At 68.7% G+C, this 20,094-nt stretch carries 17 protein-coding genes; 9 read left to right on the forward strand and 8 right to left on the reverse strand.

The window, feature by feature from the left end; translation table 11 throughout:
- Position 1 precedes the first annotated feature (1 nt).
- From ACU5AP_RS09370 to murC, 4 genes are all read right to left on the reverse strand, one after another.
- A complete protein-coding gene (locus tag ACU5AP_RS09370) occupies positions 2-841 on the reverse strand; it encodes a cell division protein FtsQ/DivIB (protein WP_128719659.1) in 840 nt (279 codons plus the stop codon).
- Entirely contained in the window at positions 829-1,767 is a 939-nt protein-coding gene (locus tag ACU5AP_RS09375) for a D-alanine--D-alanine ligase (RefSeq protein ID WP_128719658.1), read from the reverse strand. Before ACU5AP_RS09375 ends, ACU5AP_RS09370 begins: the two co-directional genes overlap by 13 nt.
- A gap of 255 nt (positions 1,768-2,022) precedes the next feature.
- Positions 2,023-2,943, reverse strand: coding sequence for a UDP-N-acetylmuramate dehydrogenase (gene murB / locus ACU5AP_RS09380; protein ID WP_128719657.1), 921 nt, complete (start codon positions 2,941-2,943; stop codon positions 2,023-2,025).
- A 153-nt stretch (positions 2,944-3,096) separates the two neighbouring features.
- Complete coding sequence (gene murC / locus ACU5AP_RS09385; protein ID WP_128719656.1) at positions 3,097-4,542, reverse strand: UDP-N-acetylmuramate--L-alanine ligase; 1,446 nt, start codon at positions 4,540-4,542, stop codon at positions 3,097-3,099.
- A 150-nt stretch (positions 4,543-4,692) separates the two neighbouring features.
- Between murC and ACU5AP_RS09390 the strand changes: the two genes are divergently transcribed.
- The 3 genes from ACU5AP_RS09390 to ACU5AP_RS09400 all read left to right on the forward strand — a co-directional run bounded on the left by ACU5AP_RS09390 (position 4,693) and on the right by ACU5AP_RS09400 (position 9,250).
- Positions 4,693-5,772 carry a site-specific DNA-methyltransferase gene (locus ACU5AP_RS09390; protein ID WP_040344441.1) on the forward strand — a complete coding sequence of 360 codons (1,080 nt, stop codon included), beginning with the start codon at positions 4,693-4,695 and terminating at the stop codon, positions 5,770-5,772.
- Positions 5,773-5,904: 132 nt separating this feature from the next.
- Positions 5,905-6,996, forward strand: coding sequence for a glycosyltransferase family 4 protein (locus tag ACU5AP_RS09395; RefSeq protein WP_446681127.1), 1,092 nt, complete (start codon positions 5,905-5,907; stop codon positions 6,994-6,996).
- Positions 6,997-7,102: 106 nt separating this feature from the next.
- A complete protein-coding gene (locus ACU5AP_RS09400; protein ID WP_446681128.1) occupies positions 7,103-9,250 on the forward strand; it encodes an amylo-alpha-1,6-glucosidase in 2,148 nt (715 codons plus the stop codon).
- Between the two features lie 187 nt (positions 9,251-9,437).
- Here ACU5AP_RS09400 and mutY read toward each other — a convergent pair whose 3' ends face one another.
- On the reverse strand, positions 9,438-10,478 hold the full coding sequence (mutY, locus tag ACU5AP_RS09405) for an A/G-specific adenine glycosylase (protein WP_446681129.1): 1,041 nt from the start codon (positions 10,476-10,478) through the stop codon (positions 9,438-9,440).
- Positions 10,479-10,499: 21 nt separating this feature from the next.
- Here mutY and ACU5AP_RS09410 point away from each other — a divergent pair, with 21 nt between their 5' ends.
- The 5 genes from ACU5AP_RS09410 to smc all read left to right on the forward strand — a co-directional run bounded on the left by ACU5AP_RS09410 (position 10,500) and on the right by smc (position 16,535).
- Entirely contained in the window at positions 10,500-11,063 is a 564-nt protein-coding gene (locus ACU5AP_RS09410; RefSeq protein ID WP_313521163.1) for a DUF721 domain-containing protein, read from the forward strand.
- Positions 11,064-11,162: 99 nt separating this feature from the next.
- Positions 11,163-11,798, forward strand: coding sequence for a thioredoxin domain-containing protein (locus ACU5AP_RS09415; protein ID WP_003163571.1), 636 nt, complete (start codon positions 11,163-11,165; stop codon positions 11,796-11,798).
- Positions 11,799-11,826: 28 nt separating this feature from the next.
- A complete protein-coding gene (locus tag ACU5AP_RS09420; RefSeq protein WP_128719651.1) occupies positions 11,827-12,432 on the forward strand; it encodes a thioredoxin domain-containing protein in 606 nt (201 codons plus the stop codon).
- 7 nt (positions 12,433-12,439) lie between these two features.
- Complete coding sequence (locus tag ACU5AP_RS09425) at positions 12,440-13,084, forward strand: DsbA family protein (protein WP_164918002.1); 645 nt, start codon at positions 12,440-12,442, stop codon at positions 13,082-13,084.
- Between the two features lie 10 nt (positions 13,085-13,094).
- Complete coding sequence (gene smc / locus ACU5AP_RS09430) at positions 13,095-16,535, forward strand: chromosome segregation protein SMC (protein ID WP_446681130.1); 3,441 nt, start codon at positions 13,095-13,097, stop codon at positions 16,533-16,535.
- Positions 16,536-16,760: 225 nt separating this feature from the next.
- Here the strand turns inward: smc and ACU5AP_RS09435 are convergent, their stop codons facing one another.
- Positions 16,761-17,621, reverse strand: a complete 861-nt coding sequence (locus ACU5AP_RS09435) for a WecB/TagA/CpsF family glycosyltransferase (RefSeq protein ID WP_446681131.1) — start codon at positions 17,619-17,621, stop codon at positions 16,761-16,763.
- Between the two features lie 89 nt (positions 17,622-17,710).
- On the opposite strand from ACU5AP_RS09435, the gene ACU5AP_RS09440 reads away from it, so the two are divergent.
- Positions 17,711-18,163, forward strand: coding sequence for a surface-adhesin E family protein (locus ACU5AP_RS09440; RefSeq protein ID WP_312294587.1), 453 nt, complete (start codon positions 17,711-17,713; stop codon positions 18,161-18,163).
- An 83-nt stretch (positions 18,164-18,246) separates the two neighbouring features.
- Here the strand turns inward: ACU5AP_RS09440 and ACU5AP_RS09445 are convergent, their stop codons facing one another.
- On the reverse strand, positions 18,247-18,669 hold the full coding sequence (locus ACU5AP_RS09445; protein WP_040344688.1) for a MucR family transcriptional regulator: 423 nt from the start codon (positions 18,667-18,669) through the stop codon (positions 18,247-18,249).
- A gap of 164 nt (positions 18,670-18,833) precedes the next feature.
- On the reverse strand, positions 18,834-20,051 hold the full coding sequence (locus ACU5AP_RS09450; protein WP_446681132.1) for a DUF2336 domain-containing protein: 1,218 nt from the start codon (positions 20,049-20,051) through the stop codon (positions 18,834-18,836).
- Positions 20,052-20,094 lie beyond the last annotated feature (43 nt).

The following is a 20,094-nucleotide window of genomic DNA, read 5'->3' on the forward strand; positions in this document are numbered from 1 at the left end:
GTCAAGCGGCGCCTTCGGAAGGGCGAACGGCCACTTCCTCCGGCGTGCGAAGGTCGATGCGGGCGAAGCCCAGGTCCAGCAGGCGTTCGCGCTGGTCCAGGGCGTCGAGGCGGATGAGGGCGGATTCCTGATCCACGGCGGGCAGCTGGATCAGGGCGCCGTCCTTGAGGCGCAGATCCCAGCGGCGTTCGTCCACGCGGACCAGGGCGTCCACCTTGGCCATCAGACGCGGGCGCTGGGCCAGCAGGGGCAGGACGTCGGAGGCGGCCTGATCCGCGCCCTTTCCCACCACCAGCGGCAGTCGGGGATAGCGGCCCGCGTCGGCGCCGGGAATGACGATCCCTTGCGCGTCGATGACGTGCGCCTTGCCGCCCACCTGCCAGACGGCGAGACGGTCGTGTTCCTTGACGTCGACGATCAGGGTGTCGGGCAGCAGGCGCACCACGCGCGCCTCCTTGACCCAGCCGACCGACTGCACACGTTCGCGCACGGCGGCCAGATCGAGGCTGACGATGGGCTGGTCGGCATGGACGCCGACGGCGGCGCGCACGGCGGCGGCGGCCTCGGGCGAGGCGCCGGTGACGTGGACCTGACGCACCTTCAGACCCATGCCTGTCGTGACCGAGTCAAAGCGTTCGGAGACAGCCGTCGAGATACGCTCGGCCCGTGCGCCCGTGGCCAGCACGGCCGCCAGTATGCCGACGCCGACCACCAGGGTCGCCGCCACGACGCGCGGCGACATGTCCAGACGGCCGATCTCGGCCGCGCGGCCGGACGGAGCGCCGCGCGCCCCGCCCTTGCCCGAAGACTGTCGCCGACCGCCGCGCACTACCGCGGGCATGAGGCGTCCTCCACCATCCAACGAACCAGTTCGCGATAATCCATACCGACAAAGGCCGCCTGCTCGGGGACGAGCGAGGTCGGGGTCATGCCGGGCTGGGTGTTCACCTCCAACAGAACGAGAACGTCGTTAACATCGTCATAACGGAAGTCGGCGCGGGAGACGCCTCGGCACCCCATGGCCGCGTGGGCCAGCTCGGCCTGACGTAAAGCCTTGTCAAAGACGTGCGAGGGCAACTCGGCGGGCAGGACGTGCCGCGAGCCGCCGGGCGCATATTTGGCCTCGTAGTCGTAGAAGCCCTTGGTCGGGGTGATGTCGGTGATGGTCAGGGCGCGCGGGCCGGTCGCCTCGCCGATCACGCTGACCGCCAGCTCCTTGCCGGGGATGAAGGGCTCGACCATGACCTGATCGCCATAGGTCCAGTCCTCGGCGCCGACCTCGGCCACCGGACGGTTGGCGCCCTCGCGCACTAGGAAGACGCCGACCGAGGAGCCCTCGGCGTTCGGCTTGACCACATAGGGCGGGTCGATGACGTGGCGCGACGCCACTTCATGCCGGTCGAACAGGCCGCCGCCGGGCACGATGACGCCCGCCGCGTGCAGCACGGCCTTGGACTTGTCCTTGTCCATCGCCAGGGCCGAGGCCAGGACGCCGGAGTGGGTGTAGGGAATCTTGAGCGTTTCCAGGATGCCCTGGACGCAACCGTCCTCGCCCCATTTGCCGTGCAGGGCGTTGAAAACGACGTCGGGCTTCAGCGCCGTCAGCACCTGAGCCAGGTCGCGACCGGCGTCGACGCGCGTGACCTTGGCGACCTGTCCCTCCAGGGCGTCCGCGCAGCCGCGCCCCGAGGACAGCGAGACCTCGCGTTCCGACGACAGGCCGCCCATCAGGACAGCGACATGGAGGGTGTTCAAGGGCGTACGCATGGCGACATCCGAAGACTAGCCCACCCCTATGCCCTGAATACGGTTAACCGGTTGGAAACGATACGGGGTCGTGGAAGGAAATTCGTCACCCTCTTCCTTCTCCCCTTGAGGGAGAAGGTGGCTTGCGGAGCAAGACGGATGAGGGATGCGAGGATACGGGCAAGCGGCTGGGATTGGGGCCAGGATTAGGGAACGTCGCGTCGACACCCCTCATCCGGCCCTGACGGGCCACCTTCTCCCACAAGGGGAGAAGGATTACGGACGCCCGATCCGCTTGATTTCCCAGTTCAGCTGCACGCCCGTCTTTTCCAACACGTCGGCGCGAACCGCTTCGCCCAGCCCCTCGATATCGGCGGCGGTCGCCTCGCCGGGGTTGATCATGAAATTGGAGTGCAACTCGCTGAACTTCGCGCCGCCGCCCCCATGCGGTGCAGGCGCGGCGTGCAGCTTGCCACGCCAGCCCGCCTCGTCGACCAGCTTCCACGAGGAATGGCCGTCCGGGTTCTTGAAGGTCGAGCCGCCGGTCTTCTCGCGGATCGGCTGGGTCTTCTCGCGGCGCTCGGTGATCTCGTTGATCCGGGCGGCGACAGCCTCGGGCGCGTCGGGCGTCCCGCGATAGGTCGCCTCGACCCAGATGATGTCGGCCGGAGCGTTCGAGTGACGGTAGGTGTAGCCGAAGTCGGCCAGGGCCAATTCGACCCGCTCGCCCTTGCGGTTCAGGCCCCAGGCCGAAACCAGCACGTCTTTCGTCTCGGAGCCATAGCAGCCCGCATTCATCGTCAGGGCGCCGCCGATCGAGCCGGGGATGCCCGCATAGAACTCCAGCCCGGCGATGCCCGCCTTGGCCGAGGCGCGCGCCACCATGCTGTCCAGCGCGCCTGCGCCCGCCGTGACCGTGACGCCGTCGGTCGTCACCTGCCCCCAGGCGCGGCCCGCCAGACGGATCACCACGCCCTCGACCCCGCCGTCGCGCACGATCAGGTTCGAGCCGACGCCGATGGCCGTCACCGGCACGTCCTCGGGCAGGGCCTTGAGGAAGTCGGCCAGATCATCGGCGTCCGCCGGAATGAACAGGGCGTCCGCCGCCCCGCCCACGCGGAACCAGGTGTAGGGCCCCAGCGGCTCGTTCAGCAGCAGCTTGCCGCGCACGGCGGGGAGGTTGTCAGTCCAGGCCATCCGATAAATCCGCTCATCCCGGCGGACGACGCCGGGATTCAGTGCTTTGGCTGCATCCAGCCGTTTGACGTTGATCCGATGTAGGGCGGCAAGGCTTCGTCGTGAAGCTCTCACTAGATCCCGGCGTCCGCCGGGATGATCGGGAGCATGAGATTAAGCCAACGCCTCCAGCTGCGCCGGCAGGGCGTAGGCCCAGCTGGTGATGTCGCCGGCGCCCAGCAGGACCACCAGATCGCCGGGCTTGGCCTCATCCTTGATGACGCGCGGCAGGACGGCGGCGTTCTCCAGCGCGGCGACGTGGCGGTGGCCGTAGCGGCGGACGCCCTCGACCAGGGCGTGCTTGTCGACGCCCTCGATCGGCTGCTCGCCCGCCGGATAGACGTCGGCGACCAGAACGCTGTCGGCGTCCGAGAAGCAGGTGGAGAAGTCCTCCATCAGATCGCGCAGGCGGGTGTAGCGGTGCGGCTGGACCACGGCGATGACGCGGCCGGTGTTGTCGGCGTTCTGCACCACCTGGCGCGCGGCCTTAAGCACGGCGGCGATCTCGACCGGATGGTGGCCGTAGTCGTCGATGACGCGCACCCCATGAGCCACGCCCGTGGTGGTGAAGCGGCGCTTGACCCCGCCGAAGCCGGCCAGGCCGGCGCGAATGGCGTCATCGTCCACCCCGATCTCGCGCGCCACGGCGATGGCGGCCAGGGCGTTGGAGACGTTGTGCCAACCCGCCATCGGCAGGTGCAGGTTCTCGATGCGCGCAGGCTCGCCCAGGGCGGCCATGCCCTGCCCCTGGATCACCACGTCGAAGCGCGAGCCGTCCGGGTCCATGCGCACATTGTCGGCGCGGACCATGGCCTGAGGGTTCAGGCCGTAGGTGACCAGACGGCGGTTGTCGATCTGGGCCGCCAGCTTCTGCACCTCGGGATGATCCAGACAGACCACGCCGAAGCCGTAGAAGGGAATGTCTTCGATGAAGTCGCCGAACGCCTTCTTCACCGCGTCGAAATCGCCGTAGTGGTCCAGGTGCTCCGGGTCGATGTTGGTGATGATCGCCACGGTGCATTTTAGGCGCAGGAAGGAGCCGTCGCTCTCGTCCGCCTCGACCACCATCCAGTCGCCCTCGCCGACCTTCGCGTTGGTGCCATAGGCGTTGATGATGCCGCCGTTAACCACCGTCGGGTCCAGCGAGCCTGCGTCCAGCAGGGCTGCGACCATCGAGGTCGTCGTCGTCTTGCCGTGCGTGCCGCCCACGCCGATCGAGAACTGCAGCCGCATCAGCTCGGCCAGCATCTCGGCCCGGCGCACCAGAGGAATGCGGCGTTCGCGCGCCACCGCCAGCTCGGGGTTGGTCGACTTGACCGCCGTGGAATAGACCACCGCCGAGACGCCCTCGGTCACATGGGCGGCGTCGTGGCCGATGTAGATGCGGGCGCCCAGCTTCTCGAGCCGCTCGGTGTTGGCGCTGGCCTTGGCGTCAGAGCCCTGCACCTGATAGCCGATCTTCAGCATGATCTCGGCGATGCCGCTCATGCCGATGCCGCCGATACCGACGAAGTGGACAGGCCCAAGGGCGAACGGAACGGGGCGAAGACGACGGATCATCTTCGCGTCATAGCCCAGACAGTATGTGATTTGCATACCCCTTCGTTCGTTCTCTCCTCGCAGAGACAGGGCCGGATCTGAATCTTGGTTACTCCGCCTTAACCGTAAGGATTCACCATAAGCGTCTCATCTGTCCGGGGCCGCTTTTCCATGTCCGAGTTGAAGACCGACGTCATCCTGCGTGGCGACTGCATCGAGGTGCTGAAGGGCCTGCCGGACAAGTCGGTGGACATGGTCTTCGCCGACCCGCCCTATAACCTGCAGCTGGGCGGCGACCTGCTGCGTCCCGACAACTCCAAGGTCGACGCGGTCGACGACGACTGGGACAAGTTCGACAGCTTCGCCGCCTATGACGCCTTCACCCGCGCCTGGCTGGGCGAGTGCCGCCGCGTGCTGAAGGACGAAGGCTCGCTCTGGGTCATCGGCAGCTATCACAACATCTTCCGCCTGGGCGCGGCGATGCAGGATCTGGGCTTCTGGGTGCTGAACGACATCATCTGGCGCAAGTCGAACCCGATGCCGAACTTCAAGGGCACGCGCTTCACCAACGCGCATGAGACGCTGATCTGGGCCGCCAAGTCGCGTGAGCAGAAACGCTACACCTTCAACTACGACGCGCTGAAGGCCTTCAACGAAGACACCCAGATGCGCTCGGACTGGACCCTGGCCCTGTGCACCGGCGGCGAGCGGCTGAAGGACGAGAACGGCGACAAGGCCCACCCGACCCAGAAGCCCGAGGCCCTGCTGCACCGCGTGCTGCTGTCGGCCAGCCGCGTCGGCGACGTGGTGCTGGACCCCTTCTTCGGCACCGGCACGACGGGGGCGGCGGCCAAGCGCCTGGGTCGCCGCTTCATCGGCATCGAACGCGACGAGACCTACGCCAAACTGGCCGAAAAGCGCATCAAGGCCGTCATCCCCGCCGCGCCGGAAGACCTGGTCGTCACCGGCTCCAAGAAGGCCGAGCCCAAGGTGCCCTTCGGCGCCCTGGTCGAGGCCGGGCTGCTGGCGCCGGGCGACAAGCTGTACTGCCCCAAGGGCGAGCGCGAGGCGCGGGTGCGGGCCGACGGTTCGCTGGTGTCCGGCGCCCTGACCGGCTCGATCCACAAGCTAGGCGCCCTGCTGGAGAACGCCCCGGCGTGCAACGGCTGGACCTATTGGCGCTTCAAGACGGATACGGGCCTGCGCCCCATCGACGCCCTGCGCGCCGAAATCCGCGCCGGGATGCAGTAAGGCCGACGCTTCTCACCGCCTCATAACCTACAGGCGGCGTTGAAGAATATCGTTCCGGCAACGCTGGAACCCGGCGATCCTGGGCGGATTGAGGTTTCGGCGTCGCGTCTTCACGCGACGCAGGAGCCTGCCATGAAAATCGCCCAAGTCACGCCCTTGTACGAGGCCGTGCCGCCCCGGCTTTACGGCGGCACGGAGCGCGTGGTCGCCCACCTGACCGACGCCCTGGTCGAGTTGGGCCACGACGTCACCCTGTTCGCCAGCGCCGATGCGCGCACGCGCGCCCGCCTGATCTCCGTCCGTGATCAGGCCATCCGTCTGGACCCCGCCGCGTTGAAGTCCGATCTGGCGGCCCACATGGCCCAGTTGGCCGAGGTGCTGGACCGCGCCGACCGTTTCGACGTCATCCATTTCCACACCGACATGATCCACTTTCCCTTCTTCGAAGGCTGGGCGGACAAGACGGTGACGACCCTGCACGGGCGACTGGACCTGAAGGATCTCGCTCCGATCTACGAACGCTGGACGGAGTACGGCCTGGTGTCGATCTCCGACGATCAGCGGCGTCCCCTGCCCCACGCCAACTGGCGGGCGACCGTGCATCACGGCATGCCGGGCGATCTCTATCGCTTCTCGCCCCAGTCGCAGGGCTATCTCGCCTTCCTGGGCCGTATCTCGCCCGAAAAGCGGCCCGACCGCGCCATCGAGATCGCGACCCGGCTGAACAAGCCGCTGAAGATCGCCGCCAAGATCGACGCCGCCGACCGCGCCTATTGGGAGACCGAAATCGAACCGCTGGTGCGCGGCAATCCCCTGGTCGAGTTCGTCGGCGAGATCGGCGATGCGGAGAAGTCCGCCTTCCTGGGCGGGGCCGAGGCCCTGCTCTTCCCCATCGACTGGCCCGAGCCGTTCGGCCTGGTGATGATCGAGGCCATGGCCTGCGGCACGCCCGTCGTCGCCTTCGCCTGCGGCTCGACGCCCGAGATCATAGAGGACGGGGCCACCGGCTTCCTGGTCTCATCCATGGACGAGGCGGTCGCCGCCGCCGCCGAGGCGCACCGGCTGGACCGGGAGGCGATCCGCGCGCGGTTCGACCTGCGCTTCTCGGCTACGGCCATGGCGCGGCGGTATCTGGACGTCTACGCCGACCTTCTGGCGCAGCGGCCGTTCGCCGCCCCGATGCGGACGATCGAGGAAGAGCGCAGCTTCGCCGCCCTGGCCTAACCCTATCGGCCCGATGACGAACGCCGTTTTCATCTGAACTGAACCGCGCGCGGGCCGTTCGCTTCTGATCCCAAGCCGGGGGGACGAACCGCAAGCGGAGACGCTTATGGACGACGCCTATTCGGTCCAGACCACCGCCGCCGACACCAACGACCAGGACGGGCTCGAGACCCTGATGGCGCTGAAGGACGGCGACGCCTTCCTGGTCGCCGATCACTGGGGAGACGTGAAGTCGGGCGCCGACGGCCTGTTCGAGCGGGACACGCGGCTGCTGTCGCGCTTCGTCCTGACGGTCGGGCGGGCGCGGCCGTCGCGGCTCAGCTCAGGCGTGACCAAGGACAACGTCTTCTTCACCTGCCACTCGACCAATCGACCCTTGCCGCCGATGGGCGGACGCTCGGCCCCGGCGGGGGTGCTGCATCTGGAGCGGCGGCGCTTCCTGTGGGACCGGCGGCTGTTTGAGCGGGTGCGGATGGTCAACCACGGCGTCGAAGACATCCTGCTGCCGCTGACCTTCGAGTTCGACGCGGACTTCGCCGACATCTTCCAGGTGCGCGGCACCGTGCGGGCTCAGCACGGCGAGATCCATCCGCCGGTGATCGACGGGCGGCGCGTGACCTTCAGCTACACGGGGGTGGACGGGGTGGCGCGCACCAGCTGCCTGGCGTTCTCAGAGCCGCCCGCCCGCCTAAGCGCCAATCGGGCCGAGTTCATGTTCAGCCTGCCGCGTGGGCGCAGCCTGGACCTGTTCATCGAATGCGGTCTGGACGCCTGCGAACAGCCGGACGAAGCGCGCTGGCGCTGGCACGCCATTCTGGCGCGGCTGGCCATGCGACGACGGCTGCGGCGCGGCGCCATCGTCGAGGGCGGACGCAACCAGGGCTTCAACGACTGGCTGCGGCAGTCGAGGGCCGACATCGCCCTGCTGGTCACCGATCTGCCGACCGGCCCCTATCCCTATGCGGGGACGCCGTGGTTCTCGACCCCGTTCGGGCGCGACGGCATCATCACCGCCTGGCAGATGCTGTGGATCGACCCCGGCCTGGCCAAGGGGGTGCTGACCTATCTGGCCTCGCGTCAGGCGACCGAGACCAGCGCCTTCATGGATTCCGCGCCCGGCAAGATCATGCACGAGACGCGCGGCGGCGAGATGAGCGTGCTGGGCGAGGTGCCCTTCGGCCTCTACTACGGCGGGGTCGACACCACCTGCCTGTTCATCGCCCTGGCCGGCGCCTACGCCAAGCGCACCAACGACTATGGGACCATCCGCGCCCTGTGGCCCCATCTGATCGCGGCGGCGGGCTGGATGAGCGACTACGGCGACAGCAACGGCGACGGCCTGATCGACTACGCCCGCGCGGCGGACACCGGCCTGTCGAACCAGGGCTGGAAGGACTCCGAAGACTCCATCTTTCACGCCGACGGCCGTTTTCCCAAGGGACCGGTCGCCCTGCTGGAGGTCCAGGGCTATGCCTTCGCCGCCTGGAAGGCGCTGGCCGAGATGGGCGCGGTGCTGGGCGACGGCCGCGCCCTCGAATGGGCGGCGCGGGCAGAGGCGCTGCGCGCCCTGGTCGAGGACCGCTACTGGATGGAGGACGAGGGCTTCTACGCCATCGCTCTGGACGGCGACGGGGAACAGTGCCGCGCCGTCGCCTCCAACGCCGGGCACCTGCTGTTCATGGGCCTGCCCTCGCATGAGCGGGCGCGGCGGGTGACGCGACGGATGCTGACGGCCGAGTTCCGTTCGGGCTGGGGCCTGCGGACCTTGGCCAAGGGACAGGCCCGCTTCAATCCGATGAGCTATCACAACGGCTCGGTCTGGCCGCACGACACGGCCCTGGCGGCGGCGGGGATGGCCCGTTACGGCGAACGGCGGGCGGTCGCCATGCTGCTGGGCGAGATCTACGGCTCGGCCGCTCATTTCCAGATGCGGCTGCCCGAACTGTTCTGCGGCTTCGTGCGCGAGACGGGAGAGCCGCCGATCGCCTATCCGGTCGCCTGCCTGCCCCAGGCCTGGGCGGCGGGGTCGGTCTTCCTGATGATGCAGTCGGTGCTGGGCCTGAGCATCGACGCCGCCGAGGGCCTGGTCGAGGTCAACAATCCCGCCCTGCCCGCCGGGCTGGACCGGCTGTCGATCACGCGGCTGAAGGTCGGCGACGGGGTGATCGACCTGCATTTCCAACGCCTGAACGGCCATGTCGTGGTCATGCCGCGCGAACGTAGCGGCGCGGTGAATTTACGAGCCACCGGCTAACCCTCTCCCGATGGGAGAGGGCTTGAGCCTCCAAGAGCGCAGCGATTGGAACAGGCGAAAGGGTGAGGGTTCACAGATAAAGTCGGCCAGAGGCCGTGGCAGAACGGCGAGACGGCGGCCTTCGGCCGATTGATGGGACAAGCCCCTCACCCTTTCGCGCCAGAACGACGGCTGCGCCGCCGTGCGCTCAAGCCCTCTCCCGCCGGGAGAGGGTTCCTAAAGCCCGCTCCAGCACCTTCCTGAACACGGTCGGCAGGGCCTTCGCCGCCTCAGCCGCTGAGGTCCACAGAAAGTCGCCCTGCCCTTCGGCCACATGCACCTCCAGCGTCAGGCTGAAGTGGGTGAAGACGTGTTCGACCGATCCGGCCGCCCGCCAATCGCCTTCCATCGGCGGAGCGAAATCCGGCGCCGCGCTCCAGTCCGAGGTCGGCAGGCCCGCCATGCCGCCCAGCAGCCCTTTGTCCGGCCGCCGCACCAAAGCGACGCGCCCCGCGTCATCGGTCAGCACATAGGCGTGGCCGCGCCGATGCGGCCGTTCGGCCTTCTTCGTCTTCAAGGGATAGCGTTCGGGCGTCCCCGTCTTCAGCGCCTCGCAGCCGAAGGCCAGCGGGCACTGATCGCACAGCGGCGACCGGGGCCGACAGACGCCCGAGCCGAGATCCATCAGCGCCTGCGCCCAGTCGCCGGGTCGGTGGTCGTCGACGAACAGGGCGGCCAGGCGGCGCAGCTCGGGCCGCGCGGCGGGCAGCGGAGTCTCGACCGCGAACAGACGGCTCATCACCCGCTCGACATTGCCGTCGACGACATTGGCGGGCCGGTCGAAGGCGATGGCGGCCACGGCGGCGGCGGTGTAGGCGCCCACTCCCGGCAGGGCCAGCAGCTCGGCCTCGGTCTGCGGGAAGGCGCCGCTGTGATCCGCCGCCACGGCGCGGGCGCAGGCCAGCAGATTGCGCGCGCGGGCGTAGTAGCCCAGCCCCGCCCAGGCGGCCATCAGTTCGGCGTCCTCGACGGCGGCCAGGTCGCCCACCGTCGGCCAGCGCGTGGTGAACCGCTCGAAATAGGGGGCGGCGTGCGGCACCGTCGTCTGCTGCAACATCACTTCGGACAGCCAGACGCGATAGGGGTCGGTCTTCGCCTCAGCCCCCGGCGGCGCGCGCCACGGCAGGCTGCGCGCATGGGCGTCATACCAATCGAGCAGGGCGGCGCGGAGAGAGGGGACGTCGGTCATCGGTCAGGCTATATAGGATGAATGCGTCGTCCCCTGCCCACCGAAAGCGAAGCGCGCCAGATCCTGGCGCAACGGCGCACGCGTCCCGCTCCGCGCCCGCCGCCTCCGGCTGGTCGGTCGCTGGCGCCGCTGATCAAGAAGCTGGACGCCCAGTTCGGGCGCGGCGCCTCGGCGCTGGAGCCGCGCTGGGTCGAGATCGTGGGCGAACGTCTGGCCCGCGTCACCCGCCCCCAGAAGCTGACCAAGGGGCGCGGCAATGCAGGCGGCGTGCTGGAGCTGCGCGTCGTCGGCCCCGCGGCCCTGCTGGTCCAGCACCAGTCGGCCGACATCATTCAGCGGGTGAACCTGTTCCTGGGCGCAGGCTCGGTCGAGAAACTGCGCATCGCCCAGGGGCCGGTGAAGCCTCTGCCTGCCGCCGGAGCCAAGCCCCGCCCGCGCGGCCGCGCCGTCCTGCCGCCCCTGCCCGCCGCGACGGAAGCCGAACTGAACGCTTCGGTGGAGGCGGCGCCCGACAGTCTGAAAGCAGCCCTGGGCAAGCTGGGCCGCGCCGTGCTGTCGCAGCCTCCACGCGACGAGGGGCGTTGACAAACCTTCGCCATCGGCGTTCTCGACATTCAGACGATTTCGCCTGCGCGCACGAATCGCGCGACGTTTCTGAATCTCATTTCTGACAAGGACCAGCCGATGGCCCCGATCTTCAAATACGCCGCCATGAGCCGCCGCGCGGCCCTGTCCGCCGCAGCCCTGGCCTCGATGGCCGTGCTGGCGGGCTGCTCGGCCGGCGGCGCTGGCGGCGAGGTCGAAGGCGACATGGCCAAGGGCGCCCCCGAAGGCGCCAAGGTCACGGTCGTGGAGTACGCCTCGGTCACCTGCGGCCACTGCGCCGTGTGGAATGAAGAGGTCTGGCCCGAGTTCAAGACGAAGTACGTCGACAACAACAAGGTCCGTTTCGTCTTCCGTGAATTCCCGACCCCGCCCCAGGACATCGCCGTCGCCGGCTTCCTGATCGCGCGCTGCGCCGGTCCGGACAAGTATTTCGACGTCGTCAGCGACATCATGGCCAGCCAGAAGGAATGGCAGGCGGGCGTCGCGCCGCGCACCACCCTGTTCCGCGCCGGCCAGGCGGCAGGCCTCAGCGAGCAGCAGATCAACGACTGCATCCGCGACAAGGCCGCCATCGAGGCCATGGAGAAGCGCATCCAGGCCGGCATCAGCGCCGGCGTGACCGGCACGCCCTACTTCACCGTCAACGGCGTGAAGGTGGCGGACAGCTCGCTGTCGGGCCTGTCGGAAGTCATCGACGCCGAACTGGCGAAGTAAGTCGTCCAAACGGGAGGAGGGGGCGGACATGATGAAACGTGCAGCGGTCGTCGGCATGGCGGCCACAGCCTTGATCCTGTCCGCCTGCAACCAGGGCGGCGGAAGCGGAGCGGCGGCGACGCAGGGCGATATGGCCATGGGCGCGGCCGAGGGGGCCAAGGTCACGGTGGTCGAGTACGCTTCTACCACCTGCGCCGGGTGCGCCGCCTGGAATGAGACAGTCTGGCCTGACTTCAAGGCCAAATATGTCGACAACAACAAGGTTCGTTTCGTTTTCCGGGAGTTCCCCACTCCGCCCCAAGATGTTGCCGTGGCGGGGTTCCTGATCGCCCGCTGCGCCGGAGACGATAAGTATTTCGAGGTCGTCGACCACCTGATGCGGGCGCAGACTGAAATGCGCAACGGCGTCCCGCCGCGCGAGATACTGCTACGCACCGCCCAGGCCGCTGGCCTCAGCGAAGCCCAGTTCCAAGAGTGCGCCACCGACAAGGCCGCCGTGGCAGCCCTGGAACAACGTATCAAGCAGGCGTCGGCGGCAGGCGTGACCGGTACCCCGACCTTCATGGTCAACGGCCAAATCGTGACCGACAACTCCCTGTCCGGTCTGTCGGCCAGCATCGATCCCCTGCTATAGAATCCGCATGACTGTTCGCCTCCTGCACCTTCTGTCAATCGTGGCCCTAGCCAGCCTGAACGCCGCTCCAGTCCTGGCGCTTGATCCGGCTATGACGCGCGCCTCCGCGACGGCGGCCGTGCCCGCTGTCACGGCGGCGGACCGCGTGATGGGCCGGGCCGATGCGCCGGTGACGGTGATCGAATACGCCTCCTTCACCTGCAGCCATTGCGCCCATTGGACCAACGACGTCCTGCCGCAGTTCAAGGCCCGCTATATCGACACCGGCAAGGTGCGGCTGGTGTTCCGCGACATGCCGACGCCTCCGGCCCAGATCGCGGCGACGGCGGCGGGCATCGCGCGCTGCGCCGCCCCGAACCGCTTCTTCGACGTGGCCCACAGCCTGATGAGCGGTCAGGCCGCCGCCTTTGAAAAAGGCGACGCCCGCGACTGGTTCGCCGCCGCCATCGCCGCCAGCGGCCGCAGCCAGGAACAGATCGAGACCTGCATGAAGAACCCCGCGACCAGTCAGGCCCTGCAGGCCGAGGTCGACGGCGCCGTGGCGGCAGGCGTAACAGGTACGCCGTCCTTCTTCGTCAACGGCCGGCGGGTCAGCGACCATTCGCTGGAGGCCCTGTCGGCGGCCATCGACCCGCTGATCCGGGCGCGCTGATCGAGACGCGATGCAGTTCCAGCGCCTCCGGCTCGTCGGCTTCAAATCCTTCGTCGACCCGGCCGAGGTGCAGATCGAGGCCGGGCTGACCGGCATCGTCGGGCCGAACGGCTGCGGCAAGTCGAACGTGCTGGAAAGCCTGCGCTGGGTCATGGGCGCCAACTCGGCCAAGGCCATGCGCGGCCAGGGCATGGAGGACGTGATCTTCGCAGGCGCCGCGGGCCGTCCGCCGCGCAACCACGCCGAAGTCCAGCTGACCATCGACAACGCTCAGAAGCGCGCGCCCCAGCCCTTCACCGACAGCCCCATGCTGGAAGTCTCACGCCGGATCGAGCGCGGGCGCGGCTCGACCTATCGCATCAACGGCAAGGAGGTGCGGGCGCGCGACGTTCAGCTGCTGTTCGCCGACGCCTCGACCGGCGCCAACAGCCCGGCCCTGGTGCGTCAGGGCCAGATCAGCGAACTGATCGCCGCCAAGCCCCAGAACCGCCGCCGCATCCTCGAAGAAGCCGGGGGCGTAGCGGGCCTGCACACCCGGCGCCATGAGGCGGAACTGCGGCTGCGGGCGGCCGAGACCAACCTCGACCGGCTGGACGACATCGGCAAGGAGCTGGAGTCGACGCTGAACAGGCTGAAGCGCGAGGCGCGTCAGGCGGAGAAGTACAAGAAGATCTCCGCCGAGATCCGCGCCCTGCAAGCGGCGCTGCTCTACGTTCGCTGGACCGACGCCAAGACGGCGGCCGAGACGGCGGCGGCCGAACTGCGCGAGGCCGACCGGCTGGTGGCCGAAACGACAACGGCGGCGGCGGCGGCCCAGACGGCGGCCCTGAACGCGCAGGAGGGCCTGAAGCCTGCGCGTGAAGAAGACGCGGTCGCCACCGCCCTGCTGAACCGGGCCATCATCGAACGCGACCGGCTGGACATGGCCGAACAGGCCGCCCGCGCCGAGGTCGACCGCCTGAAGGCCGAGGTCGCCCGCATCGAGGCCGACCGCGTGCGCGAGGACGGCATGGCCGCCGACGCCGGGCGCGAACTCGAGCGGCTGGACCGCGAACTGGAGAAGCTGAAGGCCGAAATCGCCGCCGCCCCCGAGCGCGGGCCGGAACTGGAACGCGCCCTCTTGGAAGCTGAGGACGCGCGCAAGGCCGCCGACGCCGAGGTCGAACGGCTGGCCGGAACGCTCGCCGCCGTCGAGGCCCGCGCCAACGCCGAGAGCGCCCGCAAGCGCGACGCCGAGGCCCGGCTGGCGCGCGTGAAGGGCCAGCACGAACAGACCCGCCGCGAGCGCGAGGCGCTCGGCCCGCTGGAGACGCCCGAGATCGAGACGGCGCGCACGGCGCTGGAAACCGCCCAGACCGAACTGACCGCCGCGCGCGAGGCCGTCGAGGCCGCCGAGGCCAAACGCAGCGACATCGCCCGCGCCGAGCAGGAAGCGCGCACCGCCGCGCGCGCCGCCGAGGACCGGCTGGGCCGCCTGCAGACCGAGGCGCGCGGGCTGGCGCAACTGCTGGTCACGGGCAAGCGCGAGCATCCCCCGGCGCTGGACAAGGTGTCGGCGGCCAAGGGCTATGAGGCCGCGCTGGCGGCGGCGCTGGGCGATGATCTGGACGCCGCGCTGGACGCCCGCGCCCCGGCGCACTGGGCTGGCGCCGAGGTCGCGCCGCCAGATTGGCCGCAGGGTGTCGAGCCCCTGTCCGCCCATGTGACGGCGCCGGATCAGTTGGCGGCGCGTCTGGCCTTCTGCGGCGTGGCCCCGCGCGAGCGGATCGCTGAACTGGCCCGCGCCCTGCCGCGCGGCGCGCGCCTGACCACGGTCGAGGGCGACCTCTATCGCTGGGACGGCTTCGTCAGCCGCGCCGAGGCGCCGCGCCCCGCCGCCGTGCGTCTGGCCCAGCGCACGCGCCTGTCGGAACTGGAAGCCGACATCGACACAGGCAAGCCTGCGCTAGAGACGGCGCAAGCCGCGCTGAAAGCCGCGGGCGAAACCTTCCGCGCCGCCGAGGAGGAGGTGAAGGCCGCGCGCTTGCGCCCCTTCACGCTGGACAAACAGGTCGTCTCGGCCCGCGACCGGCTGGAATCCCTGATGCGCGATCAGGCCCGCAAGGAGGCCCGCGCCCAGTCGCTGGACGAAAGCGTCGCCCGGCTAGAGGGCGAGGTGCAGGAGGCCGAGGCCGCCTTCGCCGAGGCCAGTTCGGTGGAGTCGTCCTCCGATGTCGTCGTCGGTCTGCGTCAGGAGCTGACGGAGGCGCGCGGCGGGGCCGAACGCGCCCGGCTGGCGGCGCAGGCCGCCCGCTCGACCCGCGACGAGGAGGCCCGCGATCGCGCCATGCGCGAGCAAAGGCTGGGCAGTCTGACCCGCGCCCGCGAGGGCTGGGTCACGCGATCCGGCGACAGCGCCGCCCGCCTCAAGACGCTGGAGCGCGACGCCGAGAAGGCGCAAATCGCCCTGACGAAGGCTGAGGCCGCGCCCGCCGGTTTCGCCGAACAGCGCAACGCCCTGATGGACTCCCTGGCCGAGGCCGAAAAGCGCAAGCAGGCGGCGACCGACGCCGTCGCCGTGGCCGAGGCGGGCGCGCAGGAGGCAGACCGCGCCGCGCGCGCCGCCGAAACCGCCGCCTCTCAGGCCCGCGAGAGCCGGGCGGGCCTTCACGCCCGCGCCGAGGCCGCCGCCGAGAAGCTGGCCGAAAGCGCCTCCAACATCCGCGAAACGGCGCAGATGTCGCCCGAGGAACTGGGCAGGAAGCTGACCGACGACGCCATCGCCCGCCCGCCCGACGCGGCAGGCGCCGAGAGCCTGCTTTACGGCCTTGAACGCGAGCGCGAGGCGCTGGGCGCCGTCAACCTGCGCGCCGAGGAAGAGGCGGCCGAATACGGCGACCGGCTCAGCGCCATGAAGACCGAGCGCATCGACCTGACGCAGGCGATCGCCAAACTGCGCGACGGCATCGACGAACTGAACGCCGAGGGGCGCGAGCGGCTGATCGCCGCCTTCGACGTCATCAACACCAACTTCAAGACCCTGTTCGAGGCCCTGTTCGGTGGCGGTCAGGCCGAGTTGAAGCTGGTCGAGAGCGACGACCCGCTGGAGGCCGGGCTGGAGATCTACGCCTGTCCGCCCGGCAAGCGGCTGTCGGTGATGAGCCTGATGTCGGGCGGCGAACAGGCTCTGACGGCGGCGGCGCTGATCTTCGGCGTCTTCCTGGCCAATCCGGCGCCGGTCTGCGTGCTGGACGAGGTCGACGCCCCGCTGGACGACGCCAATGTCGACCGCTTCTGCCGGATGCTGCACGAAATGCGCAGCCGCACCGACACCCGCTTCATCGTCATCACCCACAACCCGGTGACCATGAGCCGGATGGACCGCCTCTACGGCGTCACCATGCCCGAACGCGGCATGAGCCAGCTGGTCAGCGTCGACCTGCAACAGGCCGAAGAGATCGTCACGGCCTGACCTGGAGGCGCGGGGTCGAGGCGGACGCAAAAAACAGAGTCCAATTCGTCTGAAACGTCTGAAATCGGCGCGGTCGTCTCCTTGTCAGCCCGCGCCGTCTTCGGCGCGCTGAGGAGTATGCGGGATGGCTAGAGAACGGCCGGTCGATCCCGTCCAGTCGAGACAAAGGCCTAGGAATTCAAAGCCTCGACCAGCGTCATTGCGATGGCTGACGAGAGGCGCGGTTCAGCGTTTCCTGCGCCGCATGGCCTCTCGCACGTCGCCCAGCGCCGGGCCGATCAGGAACCAGGGCTCGATGCAGTAGCGCGTGAACAACCGTTTCGGATCGGCGAACAGGCGGAACAACCATTCGACGCCCAGCCGTCCCATCCAGCGCGGGGCGGCCTTCTGAACCCCGGCCTCATAGTCGAAGGCGGCGCCGACCGGCAGGATCGGAACCGGCGGCAGGGAGGCCAGATTGTCCGCGATCCACAGCTCCTGGCGCGGCATGCCCATGCCGACGAACAGCACGTGCGGGGCGAAGTCCTTGATCGCCGCCAGAACCGCCGTATTGCCCAACGACCCCGGCGTGGCGTCGAAATAGCCGCTGAGCCCCTTCACCATTGCGCCCGGATAGCGGGTCGTCAGTCGCCGCGCCGCCTCTTCGGCCACGCCGTCCTCGCCGCCGACATAGAGGACGCGCCAGCCTTTGCGGTCGGCCAGGCTCCAGAAATGATCGCGCCAGTCCAGATAGGTGCAGCGGTGCTGCGGACGCGCCGGATGCCCCAGCAGACGGGCGAAATGGATCAGCGGCGTCGAGTCCAGCTCGATCAGATCGGCCGCGTCGTACAGGCGCCGCATCCCCGGCGTGCGCCGGATCAGATAGAGGCTGTGCAGATTGTGGTTGGCGACGACGCTCTGCACGCCCGCCTCGACGCTGCGTTCGACGTGCAGCAGCACCTCTTCAGGACGCACCAGGTCGACCGGCTCGCCCAGCAGGGTGATGCGTTCTTCCGGACGGCGCGTCTGACGAAACGGCGCACGAACCCGTCGCCGCCGATCAGGCGGAGGGCCGGAAGGATCGAAACCGGAAGGCGCGTGGTACATGACGTCTGTCTAGCGCAGCCGTTTCAACGGCGGGTATGCGGACAGGGTTAACCGCCGCCGCTCGTTCGGTCATGTAAAAGGACGTCATCTTGCCCCTCGCCCTGCTGTTGACCGCCGCCCTCGCCGCCGCGTCCGCCCAGGAGACGCCCGAGATGGAGTTGGCCCTGACCGGCGTGGGCCGGTTCGCGGTCTTCGCGGATCGGGCCTCGATCACGCCCGACGGCGACGGCGTGCGGATGCGGTCCCTGCAGGTCAGCGAAGAAGACATGATGATCGGCGGCGTCGCCTATGTCGGGGGCTGGTCCTGGTGGCGGTTCGACTGCGCCGCGCGCACGGCTGACCGTCTCGACTTCGCCTCCCTGCGCGCCGACGGGACGGAAGGGCCGCGCACCGCCGAAACCGCCCCGCCCTACGCCATCGCCCCCGGCGGCGACGCGGACGAACTGGCCGCCGTCGCCTGCGGCTCAGTTCGTCCCGAGACGCTCGCCTCCAGCGCGGCGGAGGCCGTGCTCATCGGCCGGGCGCGAATGACGGAAGACTGACCCTCTGCATTGACCCCCTGACAGCAAAACGCCCGCCCTTCGACCGAAGAGCGGGCGCTTCATGTCTTGGTCGCTGGGTAGAATTACTTACGCGACGCGCGGGCCGGCTTACGACCGCCTTGGCCCAGACCCATCTGCTTGGCCAGTTCCGAACGCGCCTTGGCGTAGTTCGGGGCGACCATGGGATAGTCTTTCGGCAGACCCCACTTGGCGCGGTATTCCTCGGGGCTCATGTTGTATTTGGTGCGCAGGTGACGCTTCAGCGACTTGAACTTGCGGCCGTCTTCCAGGCAGATCAGGAAGTCAGGCGTGATCGACTTGCGAACCGGGACCGCCGGTTCCTGGGGCTCGGGCTCGGGCTCGACCGGAGCCACCGAAACGCCCGACAGAGCGGCGTGGATCTGAGCGATCAGACCCGGCACGGCGTCCGCCGAAACGGTGTTGTTGCTGACATAGGCCGACACGATGTCAGCGGTCATCTCGAGCAGTTCGGGTTTTTCTTCCATCTGCATCAGCCTCTTGCATGCCCCATTTTCAATCGACTGATCTGAATCGACCTGCCGTCGATCAGTTTCATACTTATGTTTCACATTGAAAGCAATGCAACGCGCGTTGCTCGCTTATGAAGCGAAATCAACGCCTGAATTCAGCTCGCACAGGAATGGCGATTTCAACGACCGAAGTTATCCACCAAGGCGAGAGCCGCCGCACGCTCTGGCGCCGAGTATTCGTCGACCGCCTGGTCTTCCCCGTCACGGATCGCACGCAACAAGGCCGGCGTCAGGGCCGATGACAGCGACCAGTTCCAGTAACGCAGCACTGTCTGAGCGCGATCGACCGCCAGCATTTCATAGGTCAGTTGAACACGATCCCAGTCGGGATGCGCCGCGCCGTCGGCGGTCGTCTCAGGCCGCCGCATGGATCGCCACAAGGCCCGAAGATTTGGCCGCGTCAGCCCTGTCGCCTTACACAGTATAGCCACGGGTTCTCCGCCAGGATCGCTCATGATCTTGGCGGCGGTCAGCGGTTTGACGCCTGACAGATAGCCGATCTCGCTGACCAGTTCGCGCGACAGGCCCTGCGCGGCGGCGGCCGCCACGGCGGCTTCAAGATCAGCAAAGGGGCTCTTCTCAATCGCGGCGCGGTTTCTCTGGCGTCGTTCGATGAACTGAAGGGCCTTGCGCGCCACGGGATCATCCCAGCCCTCGGCCGCCGCCATGGCGAAGACGTCCTCGACGCTGGTCTGCATCACTTCGCGCGAGACGGCGAACCGTTGCAGGATGACACGTCGCTCGTCCGATCCGCACCACCAGAACATGACATAGGCGCCGGAGGGTCTTAACTCGTGTCGCTTCAGCAAGGCCGCGCACAGGTCGCGCGACGAGCGGCTGAGGGCGATCACGCCCTCAAGGCTGGTCTGGGTCAGACGGGCGGAGGGGTTGGCCAGTACGGCGGCGATCACCGCCTCCTCGCCCCAGCTCAGAAGGGTGTCCGTCACGGCCTCGGACAGGTCGCGCCGCGTCGCCATCATCAGTCGATGCTGGATCGTGGCGTCTCGCGCGCAGCCGATCAGGTCCGCATCCGACAAGGCGGCGCAGTCTTCCAGCAAGGGTGCCGCCACCTGAGGCTCGTCACGAATGAGCAGGCGCTTCAGCGCATCCGGCAACTCGCCCAAGGAGGCCAGGCGCAGGGACACGCGACGACGTTCCTCCAGCGGCGCCGGGCGCAGGACATCGACCAGAAGATCGCCGGCCACCGCCCGCTCGAACGCATTGATCCGGCTGGCGGGCAGGCTGACGACATCGGCCAGCCGGCGCAGCAACACCTGCCGCGCCGTACGGCCGCGCGGCGCGTGCGTCTCTTCCAAACTGGCCTGGATCTCGCCCATGCCCGCAGCCTAGACGCCAGCGGTTAACCAGCAGTGCAGTTGC

The sequence above is a fragment of the Brevundimonas sp. RM1 genome, from assembly GCF_052907225.1.